At 53.4% G+C, this 15,243-nt stretch carries 13 protein-coding genes; 8 read left to right on the top strand and 5 right to left on the bottom strand.

Annotated features, from left to right (window positions below; all coding sequences use genetic code 11):
* The 5 genes from NTW95_01010 to NTW95_00990 form a co-directional block, all read right to left on the bottom strand.
* A partial coding sequence (locus NTW95_01010) for a response regulator (GenBank protein ID MCX6556007.1) occupies positions 1-677 on the bottom strand: 677 nt, incomplete at its 3' end.
* The gene (locus NTW95_01005; protein MCX6556006.1) at positions 674-4,714 is read right to left on the bottom strand and encodes an ATP-binding protein; all 4,041 of its coding nucleotides are present in this window, start codon (positions 4,712-4,714) and stop codon (positions 674-676) included. The genes NTW95_01005 and NTW95_01010, both read right to left, overlap by 4 nt.
* 195 nt (positions 4,715-4,909) lie before the next feature.
* On the bottom strand, positions 4,910-5,587 hold the full coding sequence (locus NTW95_01000) for a tetratricopeptide repeat protein (GenBank protein MCX6556005.1): 678 nt from the start codon (positions 5,585-5,587) through the stop codon (positions 4,910-4,912).
* 19 nt (positions 5,588-5,606) lie between these two features.
* Entirely contained in the window at positions 5,607-6,221 is a 615-nt protein-coding gene (gene coaE / locus NTW95_00995; GenBank protein ID MCX6556004.1) for a dephospho-CoA kinase, read from the bottom strand.
* Between the two features lie 14 nt (positions 6,222-6,235).
* Positions 6,236-7,123, bottom strand: coding sequence for a prohibitin family protein (locus NTW95_00990; protein ID MCX6556003.1), 888 nt, complete (start codon positions 7,121-7,123; stop codon positions 6,236-6,238).
* A gap of 180 nt (positions 7,124-7,303) precedes the next feature.
* Here NTW95_00990 and NTW95_00985 point away from each other — a divergent pair, with 180 nt between their 5' ends.
* The 8 genes from NTW95_00985 to NTW95_00950 all read left to right on the top strand — a co-directional run.
* Complete coding sequence (locus tag NTW95_00985) at positions 7,304-7,924, top strand: sigma-70 family RNA polymerase sigma factor (GenBank protein ID MCX6556002.1); 621 nt, start codon at positions 7,304-7,306, stop codon at positions 7,922-7,924.
* Positions 7,908-8,699 (top strand): zf-HC2 domain-containing protein, encoded by a 792-nt coding sequence (locus tag NTW95_00980; protein MCX6556001.1) that lies wholly within the window; start codon positions 7,908-7,910, stop codon positions 8,697-8,699. The genes NTW95_00985 and NTW95_00980 overlap by 17 nt, the downstream gene beginning before the upstream one ends.
* Entirely contained in the window at positions 8,700-9,536 is an 837-nt protein-coding gene (locus tag NTW95_00975; GenBank protein ID MCX6556000.1) for a tetratricopeptide repeat protein, read from the top strand.
* A gap of 106 nt (positions 9,537-9,642) precedes the next feature.
* On the top strand, positions 9,643-9,987 hold the full coding sequence (locus NTW95_00970; protein ID MCX6555999.1) for a hypothetical protein: 345 nt from the start codon (positions 9,643-9,645) through the stop codon (positions 9,985-9,987).
* Between the two features lie 189 nt (positions 9,988-10,176).
* The gene (locus NTW95_00965) at positions 10,177-11,103 is read left to right on the top strand and encodes a DMT family transporter (GenBank protein MCX6555998.1); all 927 of its coding nucleotides are present in this window, start codon (positions 10,177-10,179) and stop codon (positions 11,101-11,103) included.
* Positions 11,100-11,843 carry a hypothetical protein gene (locus NTW95_00960; GenBank protein ID MCX6555997.1) on the top strand — a complete coding sequence of 248 codons (744 nt, stop codon included), beginning with the start codon at positions 11,100-11,102 and terminating at the stop codon, positions 11,841-11,843. Before NTW95_00965 ends, NTW95_00960 begins: the two co-directional genes overlap by 4 nt.
* A 418-nt stretch (positions 11,844-12,261) precedes the next feature.
* Positions 12,262-13,005 (top strand): tetratricopeptide repeat protein, encoded by a 744-nt coding sequence (locus tag NTW95_00955; protein ID MCX6555996.1) that lies wholly within the window; start codon positions 12,262-12,264, stop codon positions 13,003-13,005.
* 254 nt (positions 13,006-13,259) lie between these two features.
* A partial coding sequence (locus NTW95_00950) for a S9 family peptidase (protein MCX6555995.1) occupies positions 13,260-15,243 on the top strand: 1,984 nt, incomplete at its 3' end.

Here is a 15,243-nt window from a genome sequence, read left to right as displayed (position 1 = left end):
AGGAGGATGGAGTCGGGGATGCCGATTTTTCCGATGTCATGCATGGGGCTGGAAGCGAGGATGACATCATGCATCTCGCGTGGCAGATGCGCGGCACGGGCCAGGCAGGCGGAGTAATAGCTGATGCGCAGGATGTGCAGGCCGGTTCCCTTGTCGCGGTACTCGGCGGCCTGCCCCAAGCGGTGAATGATCTCCAGGCGGGTCTCCATGAGCTCCTGCGTCCGTTCCCGGACCTTTTGCTCCAGGACCTGGTTCTGGTCCTTCAGGTCGGTGTAAAGCAGGCGCACCTCCAGGATGTTGCGGATGCGGTTGACCACCTCCACCTGATCGAAGGGCTTGGTCAGGAAATCCTTGGCGCCGCATTCCAGCGCTTTCAATCGCGTCGGCTGGGTGATGTCGGCGGTCAGCATCAGGATGGGGATGTAATCCTCCTCCTTGAAAGCCGTGTGCAGGATGGCCATCACCTCAAACCCGTCCAGATACGGCATGTGGAAGTCAAGAAGGAGGATGTCGGGGCGAAAGGCGCGGTACAGGTCCAGCACTTGGCGCGGATCGCTAGTGGAGAGGAAATTGGCGTGGCCTGCGGCCGCGAGGATTTTCTCCAACAGCAGGACGTTGGATTTCTCGTCGTCCGCGATCAGGATCCTGGCGTTCTGGATTCGCTGCAAATCGATCATGAAGTCTTCTCCGGAGGGCGGATCAGGAACCTATCGATGGTATTGAGGAACAGCGGAACATCCAGGGGCTTGGTCAGATAGCTCACGGCTCCCGCCTGCATCATGGAGTCGATTTCAGCGGGCATGGCGCTGGCGCTCACGATCAGCACGGGGATGGAGCGGGTAGCCGGATCCTCCTTTAGCCGGCGACAGACTTCGCGGCCGTTGATGTCGGGCAGGTGGATGTCCAGCAGGATCAGGTCGGGCCGGTGCACTCGGGCCAGCTCGAGTCCCAGGTCCCCTTGCGGCGCGAAAAGGAGACGAAGATCGGGGCGGCGAACCAAAATGTGCTGAACGAGGGCCAGGTTGGCCAAGTCGTCCTCGATATACAGAACCGTATGTTCTTTTCCAGGCGCGGCGGGTGTGGGAACTGGGGAGTCGAGGATGACAGAGGATTGCGCTTGGCTCGTCTCCAAGCTCATGGGCAGGTCGATGAAGAAGCAGGACCCCAATCCCGGCGTGCTGGTCAGACCCAGGGATCCCCCCATGGCTTCCGTGAGTTTGCGCGAGATCGTGAGGCCGATGCCGGAGCCCTCTATCGGCATTCGGTCGGCGCCCAGGCGGTTGAAAGGCTCGAATACCAGTGCCTGCTGATCCGACGGGATGCCCGGGCCCGTGTCGGTGACGCTCAGGCGCAGCCGGCCGTCTGGGCGCTCCGCCGCCTCCACCGTGACCAGGCCCTCTTCCCGGTTGTATTTCACCGCATTGGACAGCAGGTTGAGCAGAACCTGCCTGACGCGGTTGGGATCCGCCAGTATGCGGTAGGCCGGCACAGCCGGTACAGCGTTGGTGATGCGGATGCGGCGAACCTTGGCCAAGGGCTGGATCATGGATACCATTTCGCCTACCATCGGTGCCACCGGCACGGGTTCGGTTGAAAGCATCAGCCGGCCCGATTCGATGCGGGCCAGGTCCAGCACTTCATTGATGAGGCTGAGGAGGTGCCGCCCGCCCTTGAGAATATGGTGCAAACTTTCGTGCTGCGATGCCGTCAGCGGATCCCGCTCGTCCGATTCCATTAACTGGGCGAAACCCAAAATGGAGTTCATCGGGGTCCGCAATTCGTGGCTCATCCGGGACAGGAACTCGGACTTGGCATGGTTGGCTTGCTCCGCGTCCCTCCGGGCAGCCACCAGCGCCTTCTCCGCGGCCTTGATTTTACCGATATTGGAATCGATGGCTACCAATTTTGATAAATTCCCGGCATCATCAAAAATGGGAGTCAGGGTGGTTTGCAGCCAGGTTGTCTCTCCGGCTGCATTTTTGAGATAGGATTCATATTGGACCGATCTCTTTTCGTTGATTGCAGTATCCATAACATTTTTGATATCCGGATTGGAACTGGCTTCAAGAATATTGGTTCCCAGTTTTTGAATCAATTGTTCCATGGTCACGCCAGGTACGCCATGCATGCGAACACAACCTTCATTGATCCACTCCAGATTACCCTGCGCATCCATGATAAACACGGCATTATCGGTTTTACTGGCCACGATGGAAAGTCTTTGCAACTCCTTGTTGGCACTGGCTAATTGCTCTGTGCGCTGCACGACCAGCTGTTCCAATTCCTTTTCTCTTTTTTCCAGTTTGTTGGTCCGGAAGCGGAGAATGCCCAATACCATAAAAACACAGCTTATGCCGCAGATCAGGTAAAACCACCAGGTTTGATAGAAAAAAGGCCTTAAATAAAACCGGAAAACAGCACCTTGTGTGTTCCAAACTCCGTCTTTGTTGCAGGCAGTCACTTTGAAAGTATAATGGCCGGGGGGGAGCTTGGTGTAATAAGCCGCTCGTTGATTGCCCGCGTCGAGTATCTGCCGATCAATACCTTGCAATTGATATTTAAATCTCACTTTCTCCGCCGCCAAAAAACTTAGTGCCGTGTAATGAAACTCAAACTTCTCGGTCCCCGGGGAGAAGATCATTTCCGCGCCCTGCTTAATTTTTACTTCGCGCCCTTCAACCCAGACCTGTTCGATGATTACGGGCGGCGGGATTTCATTTTTTTTGATACTCAGGGCCGGGTTGATAACGGTCAATCCCTTGATGGTCGGAAACCACAAGCGGCCATCGTGGCTCTTCCAGCCGGATGGCTGCAACCCCCCGCAGCATTCACTGCTTTTCATGCCATCGGCGAGCCCATAACTCAGAGAGTGAATTTGGGGGATTTTTCCCAGCGCATAGTGATTGAGCTCATTTTTGCTGATCTCATAAATCCCTTTATTGCAGCTCATCCACAGGTTCTCTTTCTCATCCTCTAGGATCTGGAATACCACATCATTGTACATGCCGGTGGCAACCGTATAACTGGTTATTTTCCCGGCGGCCAGCCGGTTCAACCCGCTGCGCGTGCCGATCCAGAGTATCCCGTCTTTGTCTTCATATAAAGATAAAATGAAATTATTGGACAATCCATCGTTGGTCGTGTAAATTCTAAATACGCCGTTTTGCAGGCGATTCAACCCATTATTGGTGCCTACCCAGAGATTCTTTTGCCGATCCAATAAAATCGCCTTGATCACATTATTGGATAGGCCTTGTTCGGTTTGATAAACCAAGAATTTGCCGCTTTTTAGCAGGCCCAAGCCATTGCGAGTGCCCACCCACAAGTTCCCATCAACCGCTTCACAAAGCGAAGTGACCGAATTGTTGGGCAAGCCCTCACCGACGGTATAATGGATTAATTCCCCGTCTTTCATGTCATACAGGCCGTTTCCGGTTCCAAACCAAAGATTTCTCTTTTTATCCTTTAAAATAGTTTGTACCTTGTTGCTCGCCTTGTTGTCTGACAGAGGGAAATTCTTAAAAATGCCATTGGCATATTGACTCAGCCCGCCGTTTTCCGTGCCGATCCAAATCGTGCCCGCGCCATCCTCATATACAGACAATATCAAGTCATCGGCCAATCCATCGCTGGTGGTAAATGTGACGATCTTGCCGTCCTTTAATCGGTTCAATCCGCCGGAGCCGGTACCTATCCATAAACTTCCCTCGTGATCTTCAAGTATGGAGAATACCGTGTTTTTTGATAATCCCTCTTGCATGGGAAATGCCGAGATTTTCCCGTCGATGATTCGATTCAATCCTCCATTATAGGTGCCAACCCATAAACTGCCTTCATGATCTTCATAAAGAGAATTAATATTATTGTCGGATAATCCGTCTCGAGTCGTATAGACCATAAATTTACCGTCTTTCATCATATTCAAACCGTTTTCTGTTCCAAGCCAAAGATTCCCCTGGCGATCAAGTAGTATGGCCCTCACGGAATTATCCGTTAATCCTTCTTTTTTAGTGTAATTGGCAAACTTTCCATCAATCAGGTGACTGGCGCCGCCCCCCAATGTGCCCAGCCAAAGTTCATCTTTAGAATTGATACAGATAGAATAAACAAAATTATTCGCCAACCCCTCCCGGGTTGTGTAAGTGGCAAACTTGCCATCCTTAAAACTGCTGATCCCTCCCGTGGTGCCGATCCACGTGGTTCCTTTTCGATCCATAGTGATGGCATAGACAAAATTGCTCCCCAGGCCATCGGCGCTGGTGTAAGTAAAAAATCTTTCCTCCCGTAAATTAATATAGGTTAATCCTCCGCCAAACGTGCCCACCCATAAGGCGCCGTCCGCATCTTCAAACAGAGATATGATATAATTTTCTTTAAGCGCGCTGATCCTGTTTTTGTCAAAAACATCAAAGCGGACGCCGTCGAAGCGGACAATGCCTTCCTGAGTACCGAGCCATAAATATCCTTGACGGGATTGTATGATGGCCTCGATTGAATTTTGGGGTAATCCTTGCTCCGTCTTCCAGACATCATGGACATATTGGGTAATGGATTTCGTCGGGTCAATGGCCCAGCTCCAGATTACTTGGGCAATCAAAACAAAAAAAATAGCAAATTTTAAAAAAACACAACTCTCTTTGGCATTGTCCAACCGGCTATCGGTAGTGAAATTCCGCCAGGTGCGGGTGATACCGGGAAAATGCATTTTCCCCATGCTAATATTTTGTAGTTATTTTTGTTGATTGTCAACGAAAAGCTGCCCGTGCTGAAAGGAAACTGTCTGGCAAGAAACATTTATTGGAAATATGGCACGCATAAATCCCGGCAGTTTTTACGACACGCCGAGCTGATTTTCAAAACAATGGCCGGTTTTTATTAAAAAATCTCAATAAGACTCAGACCCGATGCTTCACTTCTCGAAGGCGTTGCGGAAATATTGAACGATCCTTCTCAAAACGGTCTCCTTACCGCCGGGTTTCGCTTTTTTCAGCATCGCCTCCCGGCACTCCTTGAGCCGGAAGGCGATCTCGTTGTTGGTCGGGTTCAGCTTCTTGGCTTTCTCGAAGTATTCGATGGCTTTGTTGTAGGTCCCGGCTTTCAAAAAATTTTCCGCGGCGTAGAACCAGACATCATTGTTGTTGGGATCGCGCTTGATGGCGTCGGCGAAATATTTTTCGGCGGCGTAGTAGTTTTTCCTGATGGTCAGGATGATGCCCATATAAATGAGCAGGAAGACGTTGTTTTTATTGATTTTGTAGGCTTCGTGGAATTTTTCCCCGGCCTGCATGTAATTATCCTTGCAGACGGCGTAGACCCCTTGGTTGAAGAAGAATTTCGCCAGCTGGTCGCTGGAAAACAGGCTCATCTCCAGCTTCTGATCCATGGATTGCAGGATTTTAAGAATTTTGATGAATGCCTCGTGATAGCGCAGGAATTCCTCCTTCAAGGGATCTTCGGTGATCAGGATCCTCTGGAACTTGATCTGCAGCGTTTTTTCCAGGTATTTTTCCAGAATTTCGGACGCAGGAGCACCCCGTTCCAGGTTAAACTGCGCCAGGAGCTCTGCCAGGTATTCCGTGTTCTCCACGAATGAATTTTAGCACATGTCAAGACAAATGAAAATCTTTTTTCAGCAGGTAAAAGACTTCCATGGTGTTGGCCCGGGTGCTTTCGCGGCTGCCGCCGCTGTCGATGCTGTAATTGGCGACCTTCAGTTTTTCCTTTAGCGGGAACTGGGATTGGATGCGTTTTTCCGCCTCGGCGCGGGACAGCTTATCCCGGGCCTGGGCCCTGGCGAGCTGTACTTCGGGGGAGCTATAGACGACGATGATCTTCTCGAATTCCTTGTAGATGCCCGATTCCACCAGCAGGGCCGATTCGTAGATGAAGAAATCATAGATCCGGGTCGCCTCGATGGCGCGGATCTTTTTCCGGCGCTCTTCGCTGACCAGCGGGTGGACAATGGTGTTGACGAAATTCCGTTTTTCCGGGTCTTCGAAAAGCATTTCGCTGAACCGGGCCTTATTCAACCCTTTCTTGCGGTCGTAGATCCCAGGCCCGAACATGCCGATGATCTCGGCCAGTACGGGCGAATCCTTGGCCGCGATGATCGTCTTGGCCAGGTCGTCGGCGCGCATGGTGTAGCACCCCTGTTCTTCAAGGACCTTGAGAACGAACGATTTGCCGCAGCAAAAACCCCCGGTCAGGCCGACGATATGCACGACGGAATCCGCGCTTATTTTTTTAAACCTTTCATGAAATCGGAAAAATTGAAAATGGCGTTCTGGTCGGTGATGATGGCCTGGATATTGGGGGAGAGCAGCTTGATGTATTCGTATTGGACCAGCAACGGGTTCTCCGCCAGGGCCTTGCCTTTCAGGCGCAGTGCTTCGGCCTCGCCGGTGGCCTCGATGATCTTGCGTGTCTTTTCCAGTTCCTGTTTTTCCAGCACATACTTCATGCGCTGGGCTTCCTGCTGGGCGATCTGCTTGTTCTCGATGGCCTGCTGGAACTCGTTGGAGAACTGGACGTTGCGCAGCAGCACTTCCTCGCAGATGATGTAGTTCTTCTTGAACGAGTCGCGCAGCCTGTTCTCGATCTCGGACTGGATGAGCATGCGCTTGCCCGAGTAGACGTCGAGCACTGGGTATTCGGAGACGATCATGCGCACGATCGAGCGCACCTGCGGCCGCAGGACCTTGTTGACGTAGTCGACGCCGAGGCGGCGGTGCAGGTTGATCAGGTTGTCCGCGTCGGGGTGGTAGCGCACCGAGATGTCGAGCAGCACGTTCTGGCCGTCGGCGGTGAGCGCCTGCAGCGAGTCGTCGCCCTTCATCTCGCCTTCCAGCGTGGCGATGCTCATGGTGTAGGTGCGCGCCTTCATGTCGTAGACGGTGGGCTGCTCGATCAGGGGCACGAGGAAATAGAAGCCCTCGTTGGGGGTGGCGCGCAGGTTGCCGGTGGCCTTGTTGAAGATCACCGCTTTTTCGCCGGGATCGACGACGATGTAGATCTTGAACATAAAAATAAGGATGAATATGACGATTACGGCTATCAATATCGTCTTGCCGATGTTTTTGGTCATGTCGCCTCCGTTTTTAAACACTTTTTTGATTTCTTCCATGCATTCAGTGTAATCAATTGGGTTGCTTTTGTCAAGAAACAGCGCCCGGCCGTCTCGTCCAGTTTGCCCGGGACCATGTCAACTTTCCGGTGCCGCTTTTCGTTATAATGGATGACCGGTCAAAATTGGAGGTTTGCGGATGAAACGGCTTGGTTTACAAGCTATGCGGTTGCTGAAGAAATGATGCTAAAGCCGACAGCCAGGAGCGCCGAGGAAAACAAACATGAACTGGAACGTGACCATCAACTGGTATCGCGGATCAAAAGTGGGGACAGGGAAGCTTGCGCCGAATTGGTCGGCTTGTACCAGAAAAAAATATTTGTTTTCGCTTACGGATTCTTCCCCAACCGCGAGGATGCCCTGGAAATCGTGCAGGAGACTTTCATGAGGATACTTGCCAAGATCGACGGCTATCAGCCGCAGCAGTCATTTTCGGGCTGGGTATACCGCCTGACCCACAATATCTGCATAGACACCTACCGCAAATTCGCCAAAAAAAGGGCGCTGGAAAGCAATTTCGCCGATGTTTGCGAAAAACAATTGGCTGTGAAGGACAATCCCCTGGAAGTTCTTGAGTCCCAGCAAATGAGCGCGGCGATCGCCCGGGCAGCCGAACGCCTGTCGCTGAAGCAAAAATCTGTTTTTACCCTGAAATACAGCCAGGGGATGAAGCTGCAGCAAGTGGCCGAGGTGATGAACATTTCCCTGGGGACCGTGAAAACGCTCCATCATCGGGCTCTGCGAAAAATCAGGAAGGAAGTGGGGGCCGGTGCGCGAGGTGAGTATGGAACCGTGTCATAAAATCAGGCCGTGGCTCGAATGGTTGGCCGCCGGTGAAATCAACGATCGGGTCCGGGCGCGGGTTGAAGCACACCTGCACGACTGCCCCGCCTGCCGCCGCGAGCTGTCAGGCTGGCAGGCGTTGCTGGCATCAGCCGGCCGGCGGGCGGCCATTGCCGAAGCCGAATGCCGGGCCATCGATTGGGGTGCCGTTTTCGGAAAAATCATGCGCCGCATCGACGGGTTTGAAAAGGTCCTTGCGCTGCCCGCCCGACGGCGTATTTTTTCCTTCGCGCCTTTGCTCACGGCCGCGGCCCTGTTGCTGCTTCTGGGTGCGGGGATGTTCTTTTTGACCCGGCCGCGGTCCGGGGTTTCGCCCGGTGCAGAAGAGGTCAGGATTGCATCGGCGACCCTGTCGCATTTGCAATCGGGCCTGGCCAGGGAGGAAGTGGTTTCCTATCTGCGCCAAAGCCAGTTGATGTTCACCGACCTGCTCAAGGACTGCCGCCGCGAGGAGATCGCCGCCTGGGAGATCAAGCTGTACTCGCGCCAGGCCAAGGAACTGTTGCTGAAAAAAAAGTATGTTCAGCAGAATCTGCCGGCCTTGGAGTGGTTCAAGGTCAGGAGCATCAGCGAGCGGATCGACTGGCTGAGTTACGAAATCCTACAGCTGAACAACCGGCCGCTTTGCGGTCAGATCGACCGCTTGCAGCGGATCATGGAAAGCGAAAAATTACTGCTGAAAATCCGCCTACTGGAAAGAGAATTCTCTCTTCCATCCTATCAAGAGGTTTAAATGAAAAAGAAAATTTTATTGGCGCTGCTGCTCTTATGTTTCTGGCAGGCCGGCATGGCGGCCGAGGCCGTTCCCGGCACCGACCTGGCCGCCTTCGAAAAAGCCAAGCTACTGATTTTCGACAAGCAATGGGCCGCGGCATTGACCCAGCTGGCCGAAGTCATCGACCGGCATCCTGAAAGCCGCTACTACGCGGCGGCGCTCTTTTACCGCGGCAAATGCCAGGAGGAGCTGGGAGCAAAAAAACAGGCCCTGGCAAGCTATGAAAAATTCGTCGCCAATGCCGGGGAAAGCAATCTGGCCGAGGAGGCGCGGATTTCGATCGTCGACCTGGCCGCCGAACTGGTCCAGGGCGGTGAAAAAGACCTGCTGCCGAAAATGTTTGACCTGTTGGGCAATGAAAACAAGGTCGTTTCATATTATGCCGCCTTCAAGCTGAGCTACCTGCCCGACCGCGCCATCGCCGCCCGGGCGCTGCCGGTGCTGCAAGCCATCCTGGACAACGAAAAGGACGAAGAGCTGCGCGACCGGGCAAAAATAGCGGTCATGCGCATCGACCCGGCCCGGCTCAAGGCCATGGACCGTCAGGACAAGGATTTGGCGGGCCAGATGCTCAAGATTCGTATTTTTGACAAGCGTAATCGGAAAGAAAAAGTTTCATTGAGCATTCCGCTGGCCTTGGCCGATCTGGCGCTGAAAGCCCTGAGCAACGAACAAAAGCGGACATTGCAGAAGCAGGGCTATGACCTGGACGGGATCATGAACCAGTTGACCGCCAAAGGGATGAAGATCGATATCCATGAAGAGGATGAAGTAATTCAAATTTGGGTCGAATAAACCCATTAGAGCCTTATAGCAAATTCTAAAATTTATTGGTTTTTTAGAATAAATTTTGAATTTGCTATCAAAGGCTCTTATCCAGCTCTGCTGGAAAGGAGGAACCATGAAAAAAAGAATTGCTGTTTTGAGTGTTGGCTTGGTTGTTTTTATGATTGCTTTCGTTATGGCGGTGGGGCTTTTTGCAAACCCGGCCGATGATTACAAGGTCATCAAAAATGCCGTTAAAAGTTCGAAAAGCAAAGACGGAGACAGGGAGAACGTAAAAATTTCCCTGCCGCTTTCCCTGGTCGAAATGATCATCAATGCCTGCCCGGAGGAAAAATTCAAGCTCGAACACGGCTGCCAGATCGATATCAGGAAAATCTGGAACGAGCTGAAGAAAGCGGGGCCGCAAGCGCTGGTCGAGGTCGAAGATCACGGGGAAACCGTAAAAATCTGGTTTGAGTAAGAAGTCAAAAAGAAATTGTGATTCAAGCGGATGTAGGGGTTCAATACGGGATCGAATGGGATCCTATTGAACCCCTATCATTTTTGATATTGCTTTTTTCCGGATTATAGCCGAATAATTTCCTTTCCCTCTATCCGGACTGAAGCGTTGCGCGGCCCGGACGGCTGTGTTACCATGCTGCCTGAGGCCATGAACATTAAAAAAATCTCCGCCAACGATTTCCTGATGCTGTTCGTGGTATCGATCTGGGCGCTTAATCTGTCGCTGGTCAAGATTTCCCTAAGCGAAATCCCGGCCATGCCCTACAACGGCATCCGTCTGCTGCTGGCCGCCGCGGTCCTGCTCGTTTGGCTGCTCTTGAGCGAAAAAAATCTGCGCCTGCGCAGGCAGGACCTGCCCAAGATCATCCTTCTTTCGTTTTCCGGTTATACCGTTTACCAGTATTTGTTCATTACCGGCATCAGCCTGACCACGGCTTCCAATACGGCCGTGATCTTCGGCAGCACGCCGATCATGATCTCCCTACTAAGCTCTTTCTTCAAGCATGAGCAGGTCAAACCATTGGGCTGGCTGGGAATCGCTTTGGGTTTTGCCGGGATTTACCTGGTCATCAGCGGTAGGGCCGGAGGCTTTTCACTCTCGCGGCAGACCTGGAAAGGCGACCTGCTGCTCTTTGCCGCCGTGTTTTTGTGGGCGCATTATTCGGTTTCGGCCAGGCCGCTTTTAAAAATCTATTCGCCGTTGAAATTCACCGCTGTGACCATGGGGCTGGGTTCCCTGATGTTTTTCCCGTTTTCCATTCGGCAACTGCGGCAACTGCCGTTTGCCGCCATTTCGCCAAAGGCTTGGCTGTGCATGCTCTATTCGGGCGTGATCGCCCTTTCGCTGACCCTGGTGCTGTGGTTTTTTTCGGTGCGCAAGGTGGGCAACAGCCAGACGGCCGTTTACTCCAACTTGCAGCCGGTGCTGGCCGTCGTCTTTGCCCATTTGCTTTTGGGCGAGGCGGTCACCTCGACGCTGCTGCTGGGGGCGGTAGTCGTGTTCATCGGCATTTATTTTACGCGTCGCGGCCGGCAGACCGTCGCCGGGGCGCTGACCGATGGAGAGCGGCCATGAAAAAATCAAAATGGCAAATTATCTTGTCGGCGCTGCTGGTAATCCTGTCAGCCATGCTCTACTTTGCCCATTTCCTGATTTTCAGGGACAGCCGACATATCTTCATCTATCTGCTGGGAGACCTCGCCTTTCTCCCGGTAGAAGTGCTTTTTGTCACCCTGATCATCAACCAGCTGCTCAGTAGCCGCGACAAGCGGGTCAAGCTGAAAAAGCTGAACATGGTCATCGGCACTTTTTTCAGCGAGGTCGGCAGCCCGCTGCTGCGGCGCTTCTTGAAGTTTGCCAAGAATGAGCCGGAGCTGGCCACGATAGTCATGCACACCCGGCAGTGGGCCGACAAGGATTTCGCCAGGTTGCTGAGGCAACTGCCCGATTTCACTTATGTCATCGACATCCATGGCGGCGATTTGCCCGGACTGAAAACGAACCTGTGCGCCCAGCGCGGGTTTCTGCTGTCGCTGCTGGGCAATGCCAACCTGCTCGAGCACGACAAGTTCACCGACCTGCTGTGGGCGGTCTTTCACCTGACCGACGAGCTTGAACAGCGCCGGGAATTCGGTCTTTTGCCGGCCGCCGACCTGGAGCACCTGGCCCAGGACCTGCGTCGGGCTTTCATGCTGCTGACGCTCGAGTGGCTGGCCTACATGCGCCATCTGCGGCACGATTATCCGTATCTGTTTTCCTTAGCAATTCGCACGAATCCATTTGATGGAGAAGCTTCGCCGATTATTAAACAGTAAAAATAAGTTGGCATATAGCATCATCACGAGGATCGTATCACTAAATGCCTCACAAAGCTTTGGCATAGTGATACGACTAAACGCCTCGGGGGACCTCGGCGTAGCATCACTAGACGCCTCGGGGGACCTCGGCGTAGTGATGCTAATTTTGAATTAAATTTACAAAATATTGGATTGGAGGAGCGGGCGAAGGAGATTCACGGCCGGCCAGGAATCCGGCAGCACTTTTATTCTTTTCGGGACAAAAAGATGTCTTATCGAGAACCTCTATGGCAAAGGATAATTGACGCTGGGATTCTTTGTTCGCCGCGCCCGGCCGAAATTTTACGATCCTTTTTTTTCGCGCGGTTAAAAAGAGGGTTTGGCATGATTTATGCAACTCTTAGTTAACTACCTGCGATTGCCGAGGAGGTGCGGGATGAGAAAAATGAAATGGGGCATTTTTATAATTATTTTTTTCCTTTGCCAATGTGCCACGAACAGGGTGTCGGTTTCGGGTTCCAAGCCGGGGAGCGGAGAATCGTATGTCATTTTCCTGGCTCGCGGCGCGCGCCTGCTGGAGGAAAAAAAATACGATGAAGCCATCAGTGCTCTGCTGCAGGCAAGCAAACTGAAGCCCGATTCGGAAAAAGCGTACAACTTCCTGGGGATCGGCTATTTCATGAAAAAGAATTTTGCCGAAGCGGCGACGTGTTTCCGCAAGGCCCTGACCATCAATCCGGCCTATCCTGCCGCCATTTGCAATTTAGGAAACCTCCAGTTCGAGTCCGGGGAAATCGACGCGGCCTTGGCGACCCTCAGCCAAGGGGTCAGCGTCTTTGCCGATGATGTCGCGATGCATTTCAGCCTAGGGAACATCCTGCTGCACCGGGGGGAAATCGACGCCGGCTTCGCCCAGCTGACCAGAGTGATGGAGCTGGATCCCGGTTACCTGGAGCGTGAACGGAAATTTTCCCTGGAAACATCGGCCAGCAACATTCCCCGGCCTGAAATATTCTTCCGCTACGCCCGTTTGTACGCGGCGGCCAACAACCTGGAAAAAACGCTGGACTACCTGGAGAAGGCGAAACAATCGGGATTCAGCGATTGGCAGCGGATACGCCAGGACGATGCTTTCGTCCTTCTCCGCGATGATCCGCAAATCAGAAAATATCTCGAATAAACCGAATAGCGGATTTAACGACGGTTGAAAAAATTTGATCCATGCGGATGACGCATCATTTTTTTGATTGACTTTCATTTGCATATGGCCTGGGGTGCGCCGATGGATGAAAACAGTGATTGCGGCAGGATAGCCGGGCAGGCGAAGAAGTAAGTAGCAAGCGGTAAATCCCGCTTCAAGGCCTTGATTGACACCGTCTGATATTCCGATTACAATCGCTTTTCAGGCCTTGATTTTTTCTTCAGGAGGAAATCATGAGCGCATTCTTCCGTATCCTCTTCGTTTTTATTTTTTTCTTTTCAAGCCTGTCCGCCGCCACCCCGAAACAACCGCTGACTTTCGAAGCGTTGTACAGCTTTGCCATCCCGAAGGATCTGGAACTTTCACCCGATGGCCGGCTGCTGGTCTATAGCGTCATTCGCAGCGATGTCGGAACCAATTCCACTTCCAGCGCGGTCTGGCTGATGGAGCGCGCCGGGAAGAACAACCGGCTGATCCGGGAAGGAGCGTACGCGCCTTCCTGGCTCCCCGACGGCAAGCGGATCGTTTTTATCGGCGAGGCCGATGGCGGCGACCAGCTGTTCGCCTATGACCCGGCCGGCGGCAAGGCCGAAAAACTGACCTCCATCGCGGGCGGGATCGCCGATTATGTCATGTCCCCCGATGGCCTGGGCATCCTGCTGACCCGTTCCGTTTACCCCGAGGACAACAGCCAGGAATATTTCGCCCGCCAGCAGGCGGCTAAAAAAGGAAAAAAGCACAGCGGCCTGGCCTTTGAAAAACTGCTGTTCCGGCCCTACAACCACATGGATGACGGCACGATCAGGCATGTCTTCTATTATCGGTTCGGCTCTGGCCAATTGACCGACCTGACGCCTGGAACATGTTCCGCTCCCGCCGTTTTTCTCGGTGGCAATCAGGACATGGCGTTCTCTCCCGATGGACGGACCATGGCCTACACCGCCAACACCGACCCGGTCCAGGCTGTCAGCACCAACAATGATATTTTCCTGGTGAATCATGACGGCAGCTCCGCCCGCCGGCTCACCGAGAGCCGCGGTTGCGACGGCTACCCCGTCTTCTCTCCCGACGGCCGTTCCCTGGCTTATAGCGAGATGGCCAGGCCGGGGTATGAAGCCGACCAGAAAGACCTGATCGTGATCGAGCTGCGCGACGGCAGCCGCCGCAACCTGACCCGCGACCTCGACCTGGGAGTGGAGGACATCATCTGGTCGCGCCGTTCCTCGACCATTTTTGTCACCTGCAAGGAAAAAGGCTTTGACGCGCTCTACAAGATCGATCTGAAAACCGGCTGGTCAACCTGCCTGGTCAAAGGCCTCGTCTTCGCCAATGTGGCGCTGAGTCCCGATGAAAAATCGTTTTTTTGCATCACCAGCGCCACGAACCTGCCGGCCGAAATCGCCCGCTTCGACCTGGGGGAAAAAAGAATCACCCAGCTCACCCACCTGGCCGACGAATTTGTACGCGATTACGCGCTGCCGGAACGCAGCGAGGTTTTCTGGTTCAAGGGCGCCAACCATGACCAGGTGATGGGTTTTCTGACCCGGCCCGTGCCGTTCGATCCTGCCAAAAAATACCCGCTGGTTTTTCTCTTCCACGGCGGTCCGGAAGGGGACTGGAACGGCAGCTGGAGCAATTACGGCGGCAATGCCAACCTGTTCGCGGCTCAGGGCTATGTGGTGGTCAAGCCCAATATCCATGGCGCCACTTCTTACGGGGCCAAATTCAAGGAAGCCATTCTCGAAAATTGGGGCCGGGTGGACCAGGAGGATGTCATGAAATGCCTGGATTACCTGGTTGCCCGTTATCCCTTTATCGATGGCACAAAAGTCGGTGCCAGCGGCCGCTCCTACGGCGGTTATTTGGTCAACTGGCTCAACGGCCAGACCGACCGCTTTGCCTGCTTTGTTTCGATTGACGGCGTTTTCGACCAGTTGATGTGCTACTATAGCGCTGATGAACTGTGGTTCCCGGAAATGGAATTCGGCGGCACGCCCATGGCCAACCGCGAGGAATATTTGCGCTCCTCTCCCAGCACCCATGCGCAGAATTTCAAGACGCCAACCCTGATTTGCCACGGCGGCCGAGATTACCGGGTCGATCTCTCTCAGGGGGTCGCCATGTTCACCGCCCTGCAGCGCCTGGGGGTGCCGGCCAAGTTCATCTATTTCCCCGACGAAGGGCATTATTACAATAAGCTGCAGAACTGGAAATTTG

The sequence above is a fragment of the Candidatus Aminicenantes bacterium genome, from assembly GCA_026393795.1.
Lineage (GTDB): Bacteria > Acidobacteriota > Aminicenantia > UBA2199 > UBA2199 > UBA2199.
The sequence above is the reverse complement of the archived record's forward strand: the minus strand, read 5'-3'. Positions and strand labels throughout refer to the sequence as shown.